The sequence below is a fragment of the Saccharothrix sp. BKS2 genome (assembly GCF_047689505.1).
Classification (GTDB): Bacteria; Actinomycetota; Actinomycetes; order Mycobacteriales; family Pseudonocardiaceae; genus Actinosynnema; species Actinosynnema lopnurensis.
The window spans coordinates 295,710-312,100 of record NZ_JAUQOL010000007.1; the positions used below are offsets into that span (position 1 = coordinate 295,710).

Here is a 16,391-nt window from a genome sequence, read left to right on the forward strand (position 1 = left end):
CGGGGTTTGCCACCGCCCGCGCCGGGAACTCCGGCCCGTGGCGGAACCGGCCGGGTGGCGGCGCGAAGGGCGGGCACGGGTGGCGACCTCATCGGTTGGGCCGACGCGGGTGAGGACGTCGGCGCTGGCCGCGGGCGTGATCGGGGCGGCCGTGATGGCCGCGGTCGACGAGATCGTGTTCCACCAGCTCCTGGGCTGGCACCACTTCTACGACCGCTCCACCCCCACCGCGGGGCTGCTCTCGGACGGCCTGCTGCACGCGGCCGAACTGCTGGCGCTGGTGGGCGGGTTCTTCTGGTTCGCCGACCTGCGGCGGCGCGGCGACCTGGTGCCGGCGGCGGCGTGGGGCGGTGCCCTGCTCGGGGCGGGCGCCTTCCAGTTGTTCGACGGCCTGGTCAACCACAAGGTCTTCCGGCTGCACCAGGTGCGCTACGGGGTGGACGTGCTGCCCTACGACCTGGTGTGGAACTCCGCCGGCGCGCTGCTCCTGGTCGTCGGGGCCGTGATCACCCGGCGCGCCGCCCGGCGGCACCGCGGCCCGGCCCACCCGCGCGGCTGACCCGGTGCCCGCCGAACCCGGACACCCGCACCACAGCGGCCACGCCGTCGAGCCGGACCCCTGGCTGCGGGCGGCGCCCGCGCTGGTGGTGGCGGCCGCGCCGGCCGTGGGCTACCTGGTCGCGGCCCGCCGCGCCGCGACCGGTCCGCGCGGCTGGAGCCGGTGGCGCACCGCCGCCTGGCTGCTCGGCTGCGCCGCGGTGGCGCTGGCCCTGTCCCCGGTGCTGGCCGGTCACGACCCCCGGGCGCACGTGGCGCGCCACCTGCTGCTGGGCATGGTCGCCCCGCTCGGGCTGGTGCTGGGCGCGCCGGTCACGCTCCTGCTCCGCGTCGCCGACCCGCGGACCAGGCGGTGGGTCGGGCGGGTGCTGCGGTCGCGGCCCGTGCACGTGCTCGGGCACCCGGCGGTGGCGGCCCTGCTGAGCGTCGGCGGGCTGTACGCGGTCATGCTGACCCCGCTGCACCGGGCCGCCGAGCACGACCTGGTGCTGCACCACGTCCTGAACCTGCACCACCTGGCGGCCGGCTACCTGTTCACCTGGTCCATCGCCGGACCCGACCCCGCTCCCCGCCGCCCCGGCACGACGACCCGGGCGGTGGTGTTCGTCCTGGCCGCCGCCGCCCACGCCGTCCTGGCCAAGCTCCTCTACGCCGACGCCCTCGCCCTGCCGCCGGCCGGGGCGGGGGAAGCCGAGGCCCTGCGGGCGGCGGCCCGGCTGATGTACTACGGCGGCGACCTCGCCGAGCTGGCGCTGGCCACCGCCCTGTTCGCCGGCTAGTACCGGCGCCGAGCCCGCGCCGGCTGGTATCGGCGCCGAGCCCGCGCCCCCGGTACCGCCCACCCGCCGCCGCGCCTGCCGGACCACGTGGTCCGACAGGCGCAGTGACGCCGACCTAGGGCTGGAAGATCCAGGTGTCCGAGGTGGCGCGGGCGGTGTCCAGGTCCATGCCCAGGCCGGGTTCGGCGGGGGCGTGCAGGAGCCCGTCCACCGGGTTGACCGGGTGGCGCAGGAAGTGCTGGTGCACGGCGTTCCACTTCACCAGGTCCTCCTGGTAGGGCGTGTGGATCGGCGACTGCGTCAGCGAGAAGTGCAGGGTCGCCGCGGCCGAGTGCCCGTGGGGGATGGTGATCAGGTCGTGCGCGGTCGCGTAGGCCGCGATCTTCAGGGTCTCCGAGAGGCCCCCGCACCAGTAGATGTCGGGCTGGAGCACGTCCAGCGCCCGCGCGTCGACGAACCGCCGGAAGCCCCAGCGGGTGTACTCGTGCTCCGCGCCGGCCAGCGGGATGCCCAGCCGCTCGCGCAGCTCCCGGTAGCTGTCGACCCGGTCCGGCATCACGCACTCCTCCAGCCACCGCGGCCGGTACCGCTCGATGCGGGAGGCGAGCTCCCGGACGTAGGTCACGTCCATGGCCTGCCAGCAGTCGAACATGATGTCGTAGTCGTCCCCGACCGCTTCGCGCACGGTGCGGACCAGTTCGACGTTGCGGCGCAGGCCCTCGTGCCCGCTCGTCGGCCCGAACCGGAAGAACCACTTCTGCGCGGCGTAGCCGAGGTCCCGGTACTCGACGGCCCGCTGCCGCACCAGGTCCGGGTCCGTCACGCTGAAGCCGAGCATCGACGCGTACGCCGGCACGGTCTCCCGCGTCGGTCCGCCGAGCAGCCGGTACACCGGCTGGCCCAGCCAGCGCCCGCGCAGGTCCCACAGGGCGCAGTCCACGGCGCTGATGGCCAGCATCGCGTTCCCGGCCCGCCCGTGGACCTGGCTGCGGTGCATCTGGTCCCACAGCTTCTCGCCCGCGATCGGGTCCGCGCCGAGCAGCAGGCGCCGCAGGTCGCGCGCGACGACGTAGGCGACCTGCTCGGGCACCGGCCCGCCGCGACCGATCAGCCCCTCGTCGGTCTCGATCTCCACGAAGTGGCTGACCAGGTGGAACCCCTCCGCCGTCTGCACCCCGCCCTCGTGGTCCTCCCGGTCCCGGTACTCCGGGTACACGTCCAGCGGCCGGACCAGCCGCTGCTCCCAGAGGTCGCCGTCGGTCGGCAGGACGCCTTCCAGCCTGCGCAGCCGGACGTCAGCGATGCGCATCGACCACACCTCCCGTTCCCGCGGTCGCCCGCGAACCCCACAACCGCAGGATCAGCGTGAGCACGAGCGCGGCCAGCACTGCCATCGCGGCCAGCCAGAGCAGCCCGCCGTTGAAGTCGCCGGTGCGCTCCCGGATCACCCCGATCACCGCGGGGTTGACCACGCTGGACAGGTTGCCCAGCGCGTTGATCAGCGCGATGCCGCCCGCCGCCGCCGTGCCCGCCAGCAGCGCGGTGGGCAGGCCCCAGAACCCCGGCAGCACCCCGAAGACGCCGAACGCGGCGAAGCACAGCGCGATGAGCTTCAGCGTCGGCTGGTCGACCAGGGCCGAGGCGACCAGGCCCACCGCCGAGATGGCCAGCGCGGTGTAGAGCGCGGTGGCGCGGCGGCCGGGCCGGTCCGCGAACCGGCCGATGACGAGCATCCCCACCAGGCCGAAGAGGTAGGGCACGGCGGCGACGAACGTGGTGGCTGTGTTGCCCAGGCCGAACGGCAGGAGGATCTGCGGCAGGAACGTGCTGACCGCGCCGTTGAGGTTGGTCAGGCCGTAGTAGCACAGTGCGAACAGCAGCACCTGCGGGCTGAACAGCGACTTGAGCAGGCTGTGCTTGGGACCGCCGGCGGCCTCGCGGACCAGCCGCTCCCGTTCCAGGGTGGTGCTCAGCCACTCCTTCTCCTGGTCGGTGAGGAACTTGGCGTCGCCGACCTTGTTCGGCAGCAGGAACGGGATCGCCACGCCCAGCGCGACCGCGGGCAGGGCCTCGATGATGTACATCCACTGCCAGCCGTGCAGGCCCATCCAGCCGTCGAGGTTCAGCAGCATCCCGGACAGCGGGGTGCCGATGACCAGTGCGATCGGGATGCCCGCGGTGAACCCGGCCAGGACGCGGCCGCGGTGGGCCGCCGGGATCCACTGGGTGAGGTAGAAGATGACGCCGGGGAAGAAGCCCGCCTCGGCCGCGCCGAGCAGGGCGCGCATGACGTAGAGGCTCTCCGCGTTCCAGACGATCGCGTGCAGGCCGCTGATCACGCCCCAGGTGATCATGATGCGGGCGATCCACAGCCGGGCGCCGAAGCGCTGGAGGGCCAGGTTCGACGGCACCTCCAGCAGCACGTAGGGCACGAAGAACACGCTCGCGGCCACGCCGAAGGCCGCCGCGCTCAACCCGAGGTCGGCGTTCATGGTCAGGGCCGCGACACCGAGGTTGGCCCGGTCCAGGATCGCCACGAAGTAGCCGACCACCAGGACGGGCAGCAGCCTCAGGGTCAGCTTGCGCATGACGGCGGTTTCGATCATGGGTCCTCCGTTGGACGGCCGCGGCACTCGATGATGCGCGGACGCTACCGGAAACGTTTCCGGCGAGCAATGCCGCCGCACCGGCGCGGTATCTTCGGCGCATGGGAGCCGAGGAGGGGCGCGGGGCGGCGCCGTCGCGCGGCGCGGGCATCCGCGACGTGGCCCGCCAACTCGGCATGTCGATCAGCACCGTGTCCCGGGCGATGAACGGCCGCGGCGAGGTCAGCGCGGAGACCCGCCGGCTGGTGGCCGAGACGGCCGCGGCGCTGGGCTACCGCCCCAACCAGTCCGGCCGCAGCCTGCGCCAGGGCCGGACCAACACGGTCGCCCTGGTCATGCCCACGCAGACCGCGCGCACGCAGTCCGGTGAGACCTTCTTCCTCAACGTCTGCAACGGGCTCCAGGAGGTGCTCTGGCCGCGGGGGCTGGACCTGGTGATACTGCCGTTCGGCCCGGCCGCCAAGCCCGACGAGTTCCTGCGCAACGCGGTGGACCGGCACCTGGCCGACGCCTTCGTGCTGGCCGACACCCGGCGCACCGACCCGCGGGTGGACCACCTGGTCGAGCAGCGCGTGCCGTTCGTCAGCCTGGGCCGCACCCAGGCCCACGAGCACTCCTGGCTGGACCTGGACTTCGCCGGGGTGGCCGCGCAGTCGGTGCGCAGGCTGGCCGCCGGCGGGCACCGCCGGATCGCGGTGGCCACCGCCGACCGCGACGTCAACAGCGACGTCGAGTTCCTGCGCGGCTACCGGGAGGCGGTCGCCGAGCGCGGCCTGGATGACGACCCGGGTCTGGTCCTGCGGCTGCCGGACAACCGGGACGCGGGCGGCGTGCTGGGGGAGCGGCTGCTCGCGTCGGCCGACCGGCCGACCGCGGTGGTGCTGGCGCAGGAGACGCTGGCCCCGGGGCTCTACCGGCACCTGCGCGCCAACGGCGTGGAGCCGGGGCGCGACCTGGCCGTCATCGGGTTCCGCGAGAACCCGGTGTGCGAGCACCTGGTCCCGTCGCTGACCTGCTTCCACGTCTCGCTGGAGCACTACGGGCGCCGGCTGGGCGAGCTGGTGCTGGACCGGCTGGAGCCCGCGCCCCCGCCGCCGGTGGGTGAGCTGTGGCCGATGACGCTGGTGCCCAAGGACAGCGACCGGTCCTACTGACCTGTTGGTGCTGCCCGGAAACGTTTCCGATCATGGTCGGGGTGCGCGGTCGAGGGGTCGGCAGTCGGGATGAAAAGGCCCGGCCCGGACGCGGCGCGAATTCCGCGGCTTTACCGGGCTCCCGCTCGTGAATTCCACGTCGTCGATCCTCGGCGGTAACCCCTGGGGAACGGCGCGAGGTCTGCGGTCGAAAACGACGAACAATCACTTTGTCGTGTTTTTCGGTTTTCCGAAGGGCGACCCCTGATCCGGTGTCCACCGCTCCTACCGGGGCGGACACTGTCGCGGTGCCGAATGCCTCGCCCGAAAACCCGCGAGAAGTCACGCCTCCGCCGTGGACGGGGACGACCGGCACGACATTCCGGTCCAACGCGGTCAGGTGGGTTTCTTCGGGCGACGGCCGCGAGTTCCTCGCGAACTGCTCGGACAACGGTTGCGGCCACCTGTGGGACGTGCGCGGAGGAGAACCGGTCACCCTGCTCTCGCGGCACGACGACCGGGTCCTGTCCATCGCGGGGGCGGTGCTGCCCAGTGGCCGGCTCGTCCTCGCCACCGGGAGCGAGGACCTGACAGTCCGGACCTGGGACGGTCGCACGGGGGAGGGGCTGCGCCTGCTCGACGGGCACGCGGGCTCGGTCAACTCGGTCGACTGGGCCGTGCTCCGGGACGGCCGCGCGTTGCTCGTCACCGGCGGCGACGACGCGACGGCCCGCGTCTGGGACGGCGCCGCGGGCCGCGAGCTGACCCGGTTGTCGGCGGGCGCGGACCACGGGCACGTCGTGCACGCGGTGTCGGTGGCGGAGCTGCCGGACGGGCGCGTGTGGGTGGCGGCGCTGGCGGACGACGACCGCGCCGCGCGGGTCGTCCACCTGTGGGACGCGGAGACCGGAGCCGCGGTGCGCACGCTCGGCGTCCCGGGGTCCGGGGGGCGGGACGGGGGGCGGGGCTCCGCCGCGTTGACGATCGCCCCCGACGGGCGCGCGCTGGTCGCGGCGAACCCCGGTGGCTCGGTCCGGGTGTGGGACGCCGGGAGCGGCGAGGGGCTGTGGGCGTCGCCGGGCGCCGGGTGCCTCGCCGTGGCCTGGGCCGACGCCGGCGAACCGGTCCTCGTCACGGCCACCGGGGACCGCCTCGCCGTGGTGTCCGGCGCCACGGGCCGGGAGGTGGCCGCGATCCCGGTGGTCGGCGACGGGCCGTTCCGGGGGCTGGACGCGGTGGTGACGCCGGAGGGCGACCTGCTCGTGGCGGCGGCGTGGAAGGGGGACGGGCCCGCGCGGGTGTGGCGGGTTCCCCTCCGCGCGCCGGTGGCGGTGGTGCGGCCGGCTGAGGCGGCGGTCTGCGCTGAGGTGCGGAGCGCCGGGGTGTCGAACTCGGCGGTGTCGAACTCGGCGGTGTCGAACTCGGCGGTGTCGAACTCGGCGGTGTCGAGCGCCGCGGACTCGGGCTCGACGCTGTCCGACGAAGCGGCCGACAACCTGATCGACCGCGTCGGACAGCGCTTCGTCACCTACCTCCGGTCGCGCGACCCCCGGGTGGTCCTGGCACCGGACGCCGACCGGGACTGCGCCGACCTGCACGCCTACCTCGATTCCCGCGCGCGCGAGCGGGCCGGGGCCGTCCGGGCGGTGCTGCACGAGGCCCGCCTGCGCCTGGGCCTGCTGCACCTGGTCCGGTTCAAGGCCGTCGACCGGGACCGGGCGCCCGGCGAGCTCGCGCGCGCCGTGCTGTGCCTGCGCTTCCACACCGACGACCCGGACCCGCTGCCCCCGCCGGTGGACCGGCTCGTCGGGCCCGAGGCGCACCACGACGAGCAAGCGGGCGCGGCCACGGACTTCCTGCTCGCCTCGCAGTGGTCGGACGACCCGGCGCTGCTGGACGCGGGCATCGCCCTGCTGTCCCTCGCCCTCGCGGACACCCCCGCCGACGACCCGGAGCGGGTGACCAGGTCGGCCGACCTGTGCCTGGCGCTGCGCCGCCGGTTCGAGCGCGACGGCGACGCCGTCGACCTGGACCGGGCCGTCGGGGCGGGCGGGGTCGCGGTGTCCACCCCCGGCTCGGCCCGGGTCGACCCCGTGAACCCCGGTTTCCACCTCGCCTACGCCCTGCTGGCCAGGTTCCGGGTCCGGCACGACCCCGCCGACGCCTCGCGGGCCGCCGACCTGCTGGAGTCGGTGGCGGCGGCGTTCGGTCCCGGCCCGAACCGCTCCTCGTGGCTGGACGAGGCCGCCAAGGCGCACCTGCTGCGCTACGAGCGCACCGGGGACCCGGCGGTGCTGGAGAAGGCGATCGCCCGCGCCGGGGAGGCCGCGTCCCGGCTGCCCGAGGACCCCGCCGAGGCGGGTCCGCTCCTGTTCACCCTCGCCGGCGCGCTGTTCCGCCGCTACGAGCGCACCGCGTCCGTCGACGACCTGCGGGCCGCCGTGCGGACGGGTGAGCGGTGCCTCGACGCCCTGCCGGCCGCGCACCCGGGCCGTCCCGCCCACCTGACCTCCGTGGCCCGGTTCCACCTCGGGGCCTTCTCCGCCGGCGTCGACCCGGACGGCCTGCGCCACGCCCGCGAGCGCGGCGAGGAGGCGGTGGCCGCGCGGCCCGGCGACCCGACCGCGGTGGCCGGGCTGCTCGCCGTCCTCCAGGAGCGCCACCGCTTCCTGGGCACCGCCGAGGACCTGGACCGCGCCGTCGAACTGGGCGAGGGCTCGCTCGCCGCCGGGGGCGACCACCGCGACCTCGCGTCGATGCTCGCCGGCGCCTACCTCAGCCGCTACCGGCACGCCGGCGCGGTGGCGGACCTGGACCGGGCCATCACCACCTGGGAGGCGGAGCTGGCGGCGCGGACCGCGGCGGGCGACCGGACCACGGGCGTGGCGTCCCTGCTGGGCAGCGCGTACCAGCAGCGGTTCACCGCCTCCCACGACCTGGCGGACCTGGAGCGCGCGATCGAGCTGGGCGAGCGGACCGTGGGCCCGGTCAACCGGCTCGACCCGGACCTGGGCGACCGCTGCGGCAAGCTCGCCACCAGCCACCAGCGCGCTCACGAGGTCGGCCTGGGCGGGGAGCACCTGCGGCGCGCGGTCGACCTCGGGGAGCTGGCGGTGGCGGCCACCCCGCCGGGTCACCCCGGCCGGGCCGGGTGGCTGGCCAACCTCGCGACCACCTACCGGGCCCGCCCCGACCGCACGCCCGAGGACCTGGACCGGGCGGTGGACCTGGCCGAGCGGGCGCTGGCCGAGCCGGTCGGGACCGGGATGGGCCGGATCGCCGTGGTGGGCGCCCTCGCGGCGGCCCACCGCGACCGCGCCGAGCGGACCGGGGCCGCGGTGGACGCGCGGCGGCTGCGCGACCTGGTCCGCGAACTGGCCGCGGACACCGCGCCGGCCGAACGGGTGTGGGGCCACCACCAGGTGGGGGCGCTGGCGCTCACCGCCGGCGAGCACCGGACGGCCGTGGAGGTGCTCGACACCGCCGTGGCCCTGCTGCCCGACGTGCTGCCCCGGGGCGCGGGGTGGGTCGACCGGCAGCACCGGCTCGGCACGGTCGCGGGCCTGGTCGGCACGGCGGTCGCCGCCCACTGCGCCGCGGGCGACCCGGCGGGCGCGGTGGAGGTGGCCGAGCAGGGGCGCGGCGTCCTGCTGGCCGACCACGCCGGCACCCGCACCGACCTGACCTGCCTGGACCGGGTGCGACCCGACCTGGCCGACCGGCTGCGCCGGGTGCGGCGGTCGCTGAACGGGCCGGTGCCGCCCGGGACCGACCGGAAGCGGGCGTGGTGCGAGCACGGCGCGGTGATCGCCGAGATCAGGGACCGCCCCGGCGGTGAGGACTTCCTGCGCCGTCCGCGCCTGGCCGACCTGGTGGAGGCCGTGGTGGGCGGTGCGGCGGTGGTGGTCAACGTGGCCGGCGACCGCGGTGACGCGGTGGTCGTGCGGTCCTCCGGCGACCCGCTGCGCGTCGGGCTGCCCGGTCTGCGGGCGGCGGAGGTGGAGGAGCGCGCCACCGCCCTGACCGAGGTGACGACCGGGACGTCCCCGGCCGACCGGCTGCGCCGGCAGCGGGTGCTGCCCGAGGTCCTGGCCTGGCTGTGGGACGTCGTCGCCGAACCGGTGCTGGCCGCGCTGCCGGCCGGGCCGGAGCCGCGGCGGATCTGGTGGCTGCCCACCGGCCACCTCGGGGTGTTCCCGCTGCACGCCGCCTGCCGCCCGGACCGCCCCGGCCTGCTGGACCTGGCGATCTCCTCGTACGTCCCGACGCTGCGGGCCCTGCGGGACGCGCGCCGCCGCGCGCCCGCACCGGTGCGGCGGCAGCTCGTGGTCGCCCTGGAGCGCACCCCCGGCCTGCCCGACCTGCCCGGCACCGCGCGGGAGGCCCTCGGGCTGGGCGGTCCCGGCACGCTGCTGCGCGACCGGGAGGCCACGGTCGACCGGGTCCTGGCGGCGCTGCCCGGGGCGACGTGGGCGCACTTCGCCTGCCACGCCGAGGCCGACCTGCTCTCCCCGGCCGACAGCAACCTCCGGCTGGACGACGGCCCCCTCCGGCTGCCCGCGATCGGCGGGCTCGACCTGCCCGGGGCGGAGCTGGCCTACCTGTCCGCGTGCTCGACAGCCCACCACGGCGGTCGGCACGCGGACGAGGTGCTGCACCTGGCCTCGGCGTTCCAGCTGGCCGGGTTCAGGCACGTGATCGCCGGCCTGTGGCCGCTGGACGACCGGGTGGCCGCCGACGCGGCCGCCGCCTTCTACCGCGACCTCGCCGGGACGCAGGCCCAAGCGCAGCCCGGGACGCAGACCCAGGCCGATATCCCCACCGCGGACGGCGCCGCCGCCGCGCTGCGCCGGGTCGCCCTCGCGCTGCGCGCCGCCGACCCGGGTGCCGCCCACCTGTGGGCCGCGCTGGTCCACAGCGGTCCGTGACGCCCGCGGCCCGCACCGAGCCGCCCACGCCGCGTTCGCCGGGGCCGTCGCGGCCGCCGGCCGGGCGTGGCCGCTGTTCGCCCTCGGTCGTGGTCGGGGTGGGAGGTGAGGGCGGGTCCCTGGTGCAAGGGCAGGTGAACGCGGGTCCACCGCCGCCGCACCCTCCGGCGGCGGTGGACCCGCCGGGCTCACCCCGTGGGCGGGGCCGTGCAGGGCGCTCCGCCGCACACGTCGACGACCACGCCGGTGGTCAGGAAAACGGCCTTCTGCCGCCGCGCGTCGACCGACGAGCGCGGGTCGGCGTGCGGGTCGCGGCCGTGCTCCGCCCCGGTCGGCGGGGTGTTCGTGGTCGGCGGGGCGGGGGTGCCGCTGTCCCACACCACCACCGCGGAATCGGCGTGGGGCAACCGCACCGGCTCGACGCCCCAGTGCGGGACGCGGTCCGGGCTGCGGCCGGGCGCCAGGGCGGGTGCGGCGAGGCGCGCGCCGATCGTGCGGGCCTGCACGTCCGCCGCGACGTTCGCCACCTGGTGGTCACCGAACGCGATGTGCATCAGGACGCGGCGGTCGCCGAGGTGGTTGGCGTAGCCGTTGGTCTCGCCCCGGTCCCACAGCAGTTGCAGCAGCTGGAGCACCACCTGCTGGCGCAGCCGGTCCGGGTAGGACAGGTCGAGCACCTGCTGGAACGGGGCGAAGGCGCTGCTGCGGTTGAGCAGCACGCCGTAGTTCATGCCGGTGACGCCCAGGACCGCGGTGCGGATGTCCGGCGAGGCCGCCACCAGCGCGCCGCCCAGGATGCCGCCCTGGCTGTTGCCGTCGAAGACCAGCGGGCGGGTGGTGTCGACCAGCGGGCGGCCGTCGTCGGTGCGGAACGCCGGGTGCGCCGCGAACCCCTCCGGGTGGGTCAGCGCCCGGCCCAGGAAGATCGCGTTGAGCAGGCCCTGCTGCGAGCGCTCCGGGATCGCCGGGAACGCGGTGACGTCCGCGAGCGCGGCCAGCACCACCGGGATGTCGTCCTGCGCCATGCCGATCCAGTCGGTGGCGCAGAAGGTGAACCCGTGCTCGGCGGCCATCGCCTTCACGTTGCCCGCGCCCACCTCCGAGCGCGAGCCCAGCAGCCCGTGGCCGTACAGGGCGGGCCACGACGGGCGGTCGAACGCCGAGCGCGGCACCTCGCAGCGGAACTGCGCCTCGACCGGGCCGAACGGCGAGCGGCGCGGCGCGCCGTCCCGGTCGCGCCGCAGCAGCGAACCGGGCAGGCCGCCGGGCAGCGTCAGGTAGCTGGGCACGGTGACCCGGCCGGTGACCTCGCGGGCGATGCGCGCGTCCTGCTCGGGCGTGAAGTCGGTGACCCCGGTGACGGTCGAGATCGGCGCGCGCGACCCCAGGGCGCGCAGGGCGTCGTCGCGGAGGGTGACCAGGTCGCCGGTGAGGCTGCGCGTGCTCGCCACGGTGAAGCCCCACGCCAGGTGCAGGGAGCCCGGGTCGAGGCCGTGCGCGGCGAGCACCGCCAGGGCCGGCCGCAACTGCCGCTGCCGGGCGCGCAGCGGGTCGTGCCCGGACAGGCGCGCCCCGGCGACCCGGGCGAACGCCGGGTTCGGCGGGATCTCGCGGCCGGTGGCGTCCCGCAGGCCGCGCAGCGCCACGACGTACCGGTGCCCGTCGCGGAGGTTGCGGGCGGGGTGGATCAGCAGCGCGCGCCGCCGCGGGTCGTTGGAGTCGATCTCGGCCCAGTGCGGCCACCGCTCGCCGGTCGCCTCCTCCAGCAGCACGACGGGCGAGTCCGCGTCGAGCGAGCGGCCGATGTCGGTGACCGGGGCCATCCCGCTCGCCACCGGGTCCAGGCCCGGCACGTGGGCGATCAGCGTGGCGCCGGGGGAGAAGCCGTCGGCCCGGTTCCACGCCGTCGGGTTCACCGCGCTGCCCGGGGCGTTGCGCGGCAGCACGTCCGGGGTGAACGCGACCCGTCGTCCGGTGGGCGTGGTCGGGTCGGCCCGGGTGTGCCAGTCGCTGGGGAAGGGCAGCAGGCACTCGGTGCCCCCGCCGAGCGGGTCGCAGCCCCGGGGCTGGGCGGTGGCCTGCGCGGGCGCGACGACGAGTGAGGCGATCAGGGCGACGACCGGCAGCAGCCCCATGTCACGCCCCTTGGTGGTCGGCGATGATCCGGGCGTGGTTCGCCTCACCGCGCCGGTTGGGGTGCAGGGGCGCGGCGAGGTCGGTCGGCACGTACCCCTCGACCCACTTGTCCCCCGGGAGTTGGCACGCGTCGTGCCCGGCGCTGGGCGTGCGCAGGTCGACGTACTCCGCGCCGTGCGCCGCGCTCTGCTCGGCGATGACCAGGTTGAGGCGGTCGACGCCGCCCTGGAGGAAGTCGGCGTCCGCCGGCAGGACGGGCTGGACCGGCCAGCAGCCGCCGGGCTTGAGGTAGAGGCCGTAGCCGGTGGTGACCACGCGCGCCCGCGGCGACCGCGCGCGGATCTCGTCCAGGGCGGCGGCCAGCCGGGGCGCGAACTCGGCCAGCCGCTGGGCGAGGCGCTCCTCGTGCTCGCCCCGGCACGGCGTGGCCGCGGGGTCGAGCCGCACGCAGTCCTGCGCGATGCCGACCAGGCCGACGTCGTTGCCGCCCATGGTCAGCGTGACCAGGTCGGTGTCCGGGCGCAGCGCGTCGAACTGCGGCGGCGCGGTGCCGGCGGGCAGGTCGAGCAGCGACAGCTCCTGCGGCTGGGTCAGGTGCCTGCTCGACGCGCCGCCGCACGTCACGTCGGTCAGCGCCGCGCCGAGCCGGGCCGCCAGCTCGTGCGGGTAGTTGTGCGTGGACCGGCCGCAGGCCAGGGGACCGGTCGGGGTCGGGATCAGCGGTCCGGACGCCGCGGAGTCGCCGAGCGCGACGTACGACGGGGGTTCCGCCGCCGCGACCGGCGACGCGGGTAACACCACCGGCGTGGCCAGGGCGACCACGCCCGCGGCGGCGGACAGGGCACGGCGAAGGCGTGCGTTCATCAGGGGACCTCCGGGGTGGCGTGTGACCGGCGTCACTGCTCACCCGGCAGCCTGCCGAAAGACCGGTGGTCCTGACCACCGCTTCCGCCGCCGCGTCGTCCGGTCAGAGCAGCAGCGGCGTGCCCGGCTCGACCCCGCACAGCGCGCGGCCGTAGTGCTCGATGCCGGTGGTGGGGATCAGCACCGCGTGCGTGGCCAGCGCCTGGACGTCCCGGGCGATGCGGTGGAGGGGGAACGCCGTGGAGATGCCCGACGCCCCCGAGCCCAGGCGCAGCGCCTCGACCGCCTCGGCGCACAGCCGCGTCGCGTAGGCCACCTGGCCCCAGACCCTGGCCCGGTCCTGCCGGTCGCACCCCGCGCCGGTGGCCACGCGCTCGTCGAGCAGGTCGGCCGCCTGCTCGGCCAGCAGGCGGGCGGCGTCCACCTTCAGCCTGCTCTCGGCGACCTGGTGGTGGGTGATCGCGGCGTCGCGGTGGTGGGCGTGGCCGGTGTAGGCGACCGGGCCGCGGCGGGGGAGGCGGTCGAGGTAGAACTCGTACGCGGCCTCGGCCAGGCCCAGGAACGACGCGGCGGCGCTGGTGACCAGGTAGGGCAGCGGGGGGTGGCGGAAGAAGGGCGAGTCCGCGTTGCGCTCGCTGCGGTGCTCCTGGTCGAGCAGCCGCGCCGACGGGATCGCGTGCCGGTGCGGGACGAAGACGTCCCGGCCGGACACGGTGTTGCTGCCGGTGCCCTCCATGCCGCTGACGTGCCAGTCGTCCTCGACGGTCAGGTCCCGCGCGGGGATGGCGAAGTGGGCCGGCCCGCAGCCCTCGACCACCGCCGGCTGGAGCAGGTACGAGGCGTCCAGGCAGCCGCTGTTGAACGGCCAGCGGCCGGACACGGAGTACCCGCCGTCGACCACCACCGCCCGGCCGGGCACGGCCAACGTGGCGCAGTGGAAGGCTTCCGGGTCGGCGAAGACCTCCTCCTGCACCTCGTCGGGGAACTTGGCGAGCAGGAAGACGGAGTCCAGGTAGATCGTCGCGACCCAGGCCGTGGAACCGCAGCCCCGGGCGACCTCGGTGAGGGCCGCGAGCTTCGTGCGCACGTCGAGTTCGAGCCCGCCCAGGCGGCGGGGGAGGGCCGCGCGGAACAGACCGGTCCCGCGCAGCGCGTCCAGGTTCTCGCGCGGGACGCGGCGCTCGGCGGTGCAGCGCGCGGCGTTGGACCGCAGCAGGGGGACCAGGGCGCGCACCCGGTCGACGAGATCCGGCATGGTGTCCCCCGTACTCCCGACCCGGCGTCCGGCAGGGCCACTGTGCCACAGGGGATCATCGGCGATCGGCGTGCGCGGGACACGGCACCCGAACGGTGCCGACGCGCTCACCGCCGGTGCCTCCCCGGGCCGCGGCGCTGGGCCGATCGTGCCGGTCGGTGCTCGACCCGGGGGAACCCCCGCTCGGGCGCGGCTCACCGGCGCGCGGCGCGCACCAGCCGCAGCGGCGCCCACACCAGCAGCGCGAGCACGGCCACCAGCAGGTACTCGATGGCCGGGATGCGCACGACCTCGTCGATCCGGTCGTACCCGCGCCACGCGTAGACCCCCAGGGCCGCCACGCCGATCGCCCCGGCGACCCACCACCGCGTCGCGGCGCTCAACCCCACCCCGTGCAGCTGGGTGATCACGAAGATGCCGACGAACCCGAACAGGAACATGGGCCAGACCCCGTCCGGGCCCGAGTTCATCACCGCCACCAGCGTGCCGTGCAGCGCCACCACCAGCTCCAGCCCGAGCGTCCACCACCGGTTCGTGTGCGCGGTGGTGAACACCAGGCTGCTCTGGAACAGGAGCAGGAACATGTAGAAGAACCCGATGAGGTGGCCGCTGGTGCTCTCCATCGGGTGGTACCAGAACGTGTAGACCGCGGCCCAGCTGAACAGGTAGCCGTGGTAGCGCCGCACGAACGCCACGACGTCGGCCCCGATCGGCGCGGGGCGGCCGAAGAACAGGCCGCGCCGCTTGTTCTCCATCAGCAGCACGGCCACCAGCAGCAGCACGACCGAGCCCTGGGAGCTGAAGATCGACACGTCCTGGGCGGTGCCGTCGTAGAACAGCTGGGTCTGGAGGGCGTGCAGGGCGATGAACCCGCCGTTGGCGGCGAGCGCGACGACGTTCACCCGGTGCAGGCCGGTGGTGTAGCGGCGGACCCGCGTCTGCGCGTAGTGGATCAACCCCCAGGACACGACCTGGTGCGCCACGTACCCGACCCACGCCGACGCGCGGGTCCAGGACGTCGGTTCGGGCAGCTGCCAGTAGTACCAGGAGGCCCCCTGGTCGGGCAGCAGGGCGATCCCGTGCAACCGCTGCCCGAGCAGCCACACCAGGCCGGTGAGCGCGAAGCTGCCGACCACCCCCCACACCAGCAGCCGACTGCGGCCCCGCACAACGTTCAGCACGCTGAACATGATGGCAAACGCTCAGCAGGCTGAACAATCGCCCTCCGGCGTGCTCTGCGAAGATGCCCGGGTGGGCCGAGGGGACGAGCGGGAGGTGTCGGGCCGGCCGGACCAGGTGCGCGCCGACGTCGACTCCTGGCCGACCGGGCGGTTGCTGTCGGTCGCCGCGCGCGTCGTGGAGAGCCGGTTCGACGAGGTGCTGAACGGGCTGGGCCTGACGCACGCGGGCCTGATCGCGCTGCACCACCTCGCCGACGGGCCCCTGGCCCAGCGCGAGCTGGCCGTGCTGTGCCGGGTGACCGACCAGACGATGAGCCGCACCATCGAGCGGCTGGACCGCTCCGGGCACGTCACCCGCGCCGCCGACGCCCGCGACCGCCGCCGCACGCTGGTCGAGGTCACCCCGACCGGCCGGGACGTGCTGGCCGCCGCCCGCCGCGAGGAGCAGGAGTCCGAGGCGCTGCTCGGCGCGGTGGAGGACTACGACCACTTCCGCCGCCAGCTGATCACCCTGATCGCCGCGGCCACCCGGACCCGCTGAGGTTCCGCCGACCGGGCCTCCGCGCCCGGGTCCCGCGGCTCCCGGGGGTTCGCCCGTCCGGATTTCGAGGTGTTTCCGCCACGTTGTCGCAGGTGAGCAGGTGTGCGTCACTCGATCGAGGAAATCTATGATCGCTGGGGTAGACATTCCCCGCCCGGCAGGTGTACTGTCTTCCTTGTCGAGAGAAGAGAACGTCCTATCGACGCGGGAGATGATGAACTACCCGCGAGTTGGGAGCAGTACGGCCCTCCCGGCCGGGACCGTGGTAAGAGGTGTTCCGGGGAGAGGTCGAAGACCGTTGGCACAGGCAGTACCGGGAGCGCAACCGCAATAAGCACGACAGCAGTTCGCTTGTTCCCAGCTGATGGTCGCGCAGAGTAGTGGCAGTACACGCGGTACACGCAAGACAG

Annotated in this window: 11 protein-coding genes; 5 read left to right on the top strand and 6 right to left on the bottom strand. The window is 75.3% G+C overall.

The genetic code is table 11. From position 1 onward, the window contains the following. Positions 1 to 109 precede the first annotated feature (109 nt). Entirely contained in the window at positions 110 to 559 is a 450-nt protein-coding gene (locus Q5530_RS17350) for a DUF2243 domain-containing protein (protein WP_415363433.1), read from the top strand. Between the two features lie 4 nt (positions 560 to 563). Next, entirely contained in the window at positions 564 to 1,337 is a 774-nt protein-coding gene (locus Q5530_RS17355; RefSeq protein WP_415363434.1) for a cytochrome c oxidase assembly protein, read from the top strand. A 115-nt stretch (positions 1,338 to 1,452) separates the two neighbouring features. On the opposite strand, the gene Q5530_RS17360 is transcribed toward Q5530_RS17355, so the two are convergent. After that, a complete protein-coding gene (locus tag Q5530_RS17360) occupies positions 1,453 to 2,646 on the bottom strand; it encodes an enolase C-terminal domain-like protein (RefSeq protein WP_415363436.1) in 1,194 nt (397 codons plus the stop codon). Next, positions 2,633 to 3,943 (bottom strand): MFS transporter, encoded by a 1,311-nt coding sequence (locus Q5530_RS17365; protein WP_415363438.1) that lies wholly within the window; start codon positions 3,941 to 3,943, stop codon positions 2,633 to 2,635. Before Q5530_RS17365 ends, Q5530_RS17360 begins: the two co-directional genes overlap by 14 nt. 101 nt (positions 3,944 to 4,044) lie before the next feature. On the opposite strand from Q5530_RS17365, the gene Q5530_RS17370 reads away from it, so the two are divergent. Both Q5530_RS17370 and Q5530_RS17375 read left to right on the top strand, forming a co-directional pair. Then, on the top strand, positions 4,045 to 5,097 hold the full coding sequence (locus tag Q5530_RS17370; RefSeq protein ID WP_415363439.1) for a LacI family DNA-binding transcriptional regulator: 1,053 nt from the start codon (positions 4,045 to 4,047) through the stop codon (positions 5,095 to 5,097). Positions 5,098 to 5,549: 452 nt separating this feature from the next. Continuing rightward, positions 5,550 to 10,004, top strand: coding sequence for a CHAT domain-containing protein (locus tag Q5530_RS17375; protein ID WP_415363441.1), 4,455 nt, complete (start codon positions 5,550 to 5,552; stop codon positions 10,002 to 10,004). Positions 10,005 to 10,192: 188 nt separating this feature from the next. Here Q5530_RS17375 and Q5530_RS17380 read toward each other — a convergent pair whose 3' ends face one another. The 4 genes from Q5530_RS17380 to Q5530_RS17395 form a co-directional block, all read right to left on the bottom strand. Next, positions 10,193 to 12,139, bottom strand: coding sequence for a hypothetical protein (locus Q5530_RS17380; protein ID WP_415363443.1), 1,947 nt, complete (start codon positions 12,137 to 12,139; stop codon positions 10,193 to 10,195). Between the two features lies 1 nt (position 12,140). Next, entirely contained in the window at positions 12,141 to 13,004 is an 864-nt protein-coding gene (locus tag Q5530_RS17385) for an SGNH/GDSL hydrolase family protein (RefSeq protein ID WP_415363444.1), read from the bottom strand. 103 nt (positions 13,005 to 13,107) lie between these two features. Then, positions 13,108 to 14,259, bottom strand: coding sequence for an acyl-CoA dehydrogenase family protein (locus Q5530_RS17390; RefSeq protein WP_415363445.1), 1,152 nt, complete (start codon positions 14,257 to 14,259; stop codon positions 13,108 to 13,110). Between the two features lie 194 nt (positions 14,260 to 14,453). Then, the gene (locus Q5530_RS17395; protein ID WP_415363447.1) at positions 14,454 to 15,440 is read right to left on the bottom strand and encodes a hypothetical protein; all 987 of its coding nucleotides are present in this window, start codon (positions 15,438 to 15,440) and stop codon (positions 14,454 to 14,456) included. 70 nt (positions 15,441 to 15,510) lie between these two features. On the opposite strand from Q5530_RS17395, the gene Q5530_RS17400 reads away from it, so the two are divergent. Beyond that, positions 15,511 to 15,981, top strand: coding sequence for a MarR family winged helix-turn-helix transcriptional regulator (locus Q5530_RS17400; protein ID WP_415363449.1), 471 nt, complete (start codon positions 15,511 to 15,513; stop codon positions 15,979 to 15,981). Positions 15,982 to 16,391: the final 410 nt, after the last annotated feature.

Coding starts and splice junctions, on each gene's coding strand:
- Q5530_RS17360 (WP_415363436.1), bottom strand. CDS start 2,646: ATGCGCATCGCTGACGTCCGGCTGCGCAGGCTGGAAGGCGTCCTGCCG.
- Q5530_RS17365 (WP_415363438.1), bottom strand. CDS start 3,943: ATGATCGAAACCGCCGTCATGCGCAAGCTGACCCTGAGGCTGCTGCCC.
- Q5530_RS17370 (WP_415363439.1), top strand. CDS start 4,045: ATGGGAGCCGAGGAGGGGCGCGGGGCGGCGCCGTCGCGCGGCGCGGGC.
- Q5530_RS17380 (WP_415363443.1), bottom strand. CDS start 12,139: ATGGGGCTGCTGCCGGTCGTCGCCCTGATCGCCTCACTCGTCGTCGCG.
- Q5530_RS17385 (WP_415363444.1), bottom strand. CDS start 13,004: ATGAACGCACGCCTTCGCCGTGCCCTGTCCGCCGCCGCGGGCGTGGTC.
- Q5530_RS17390 (WP_415363445.1), bottom strand. CDS start 14,259: ATGCCGGATCTCGTCGACCGGGTGCGCGCCCTGGTCCCCCTGCTGCGG.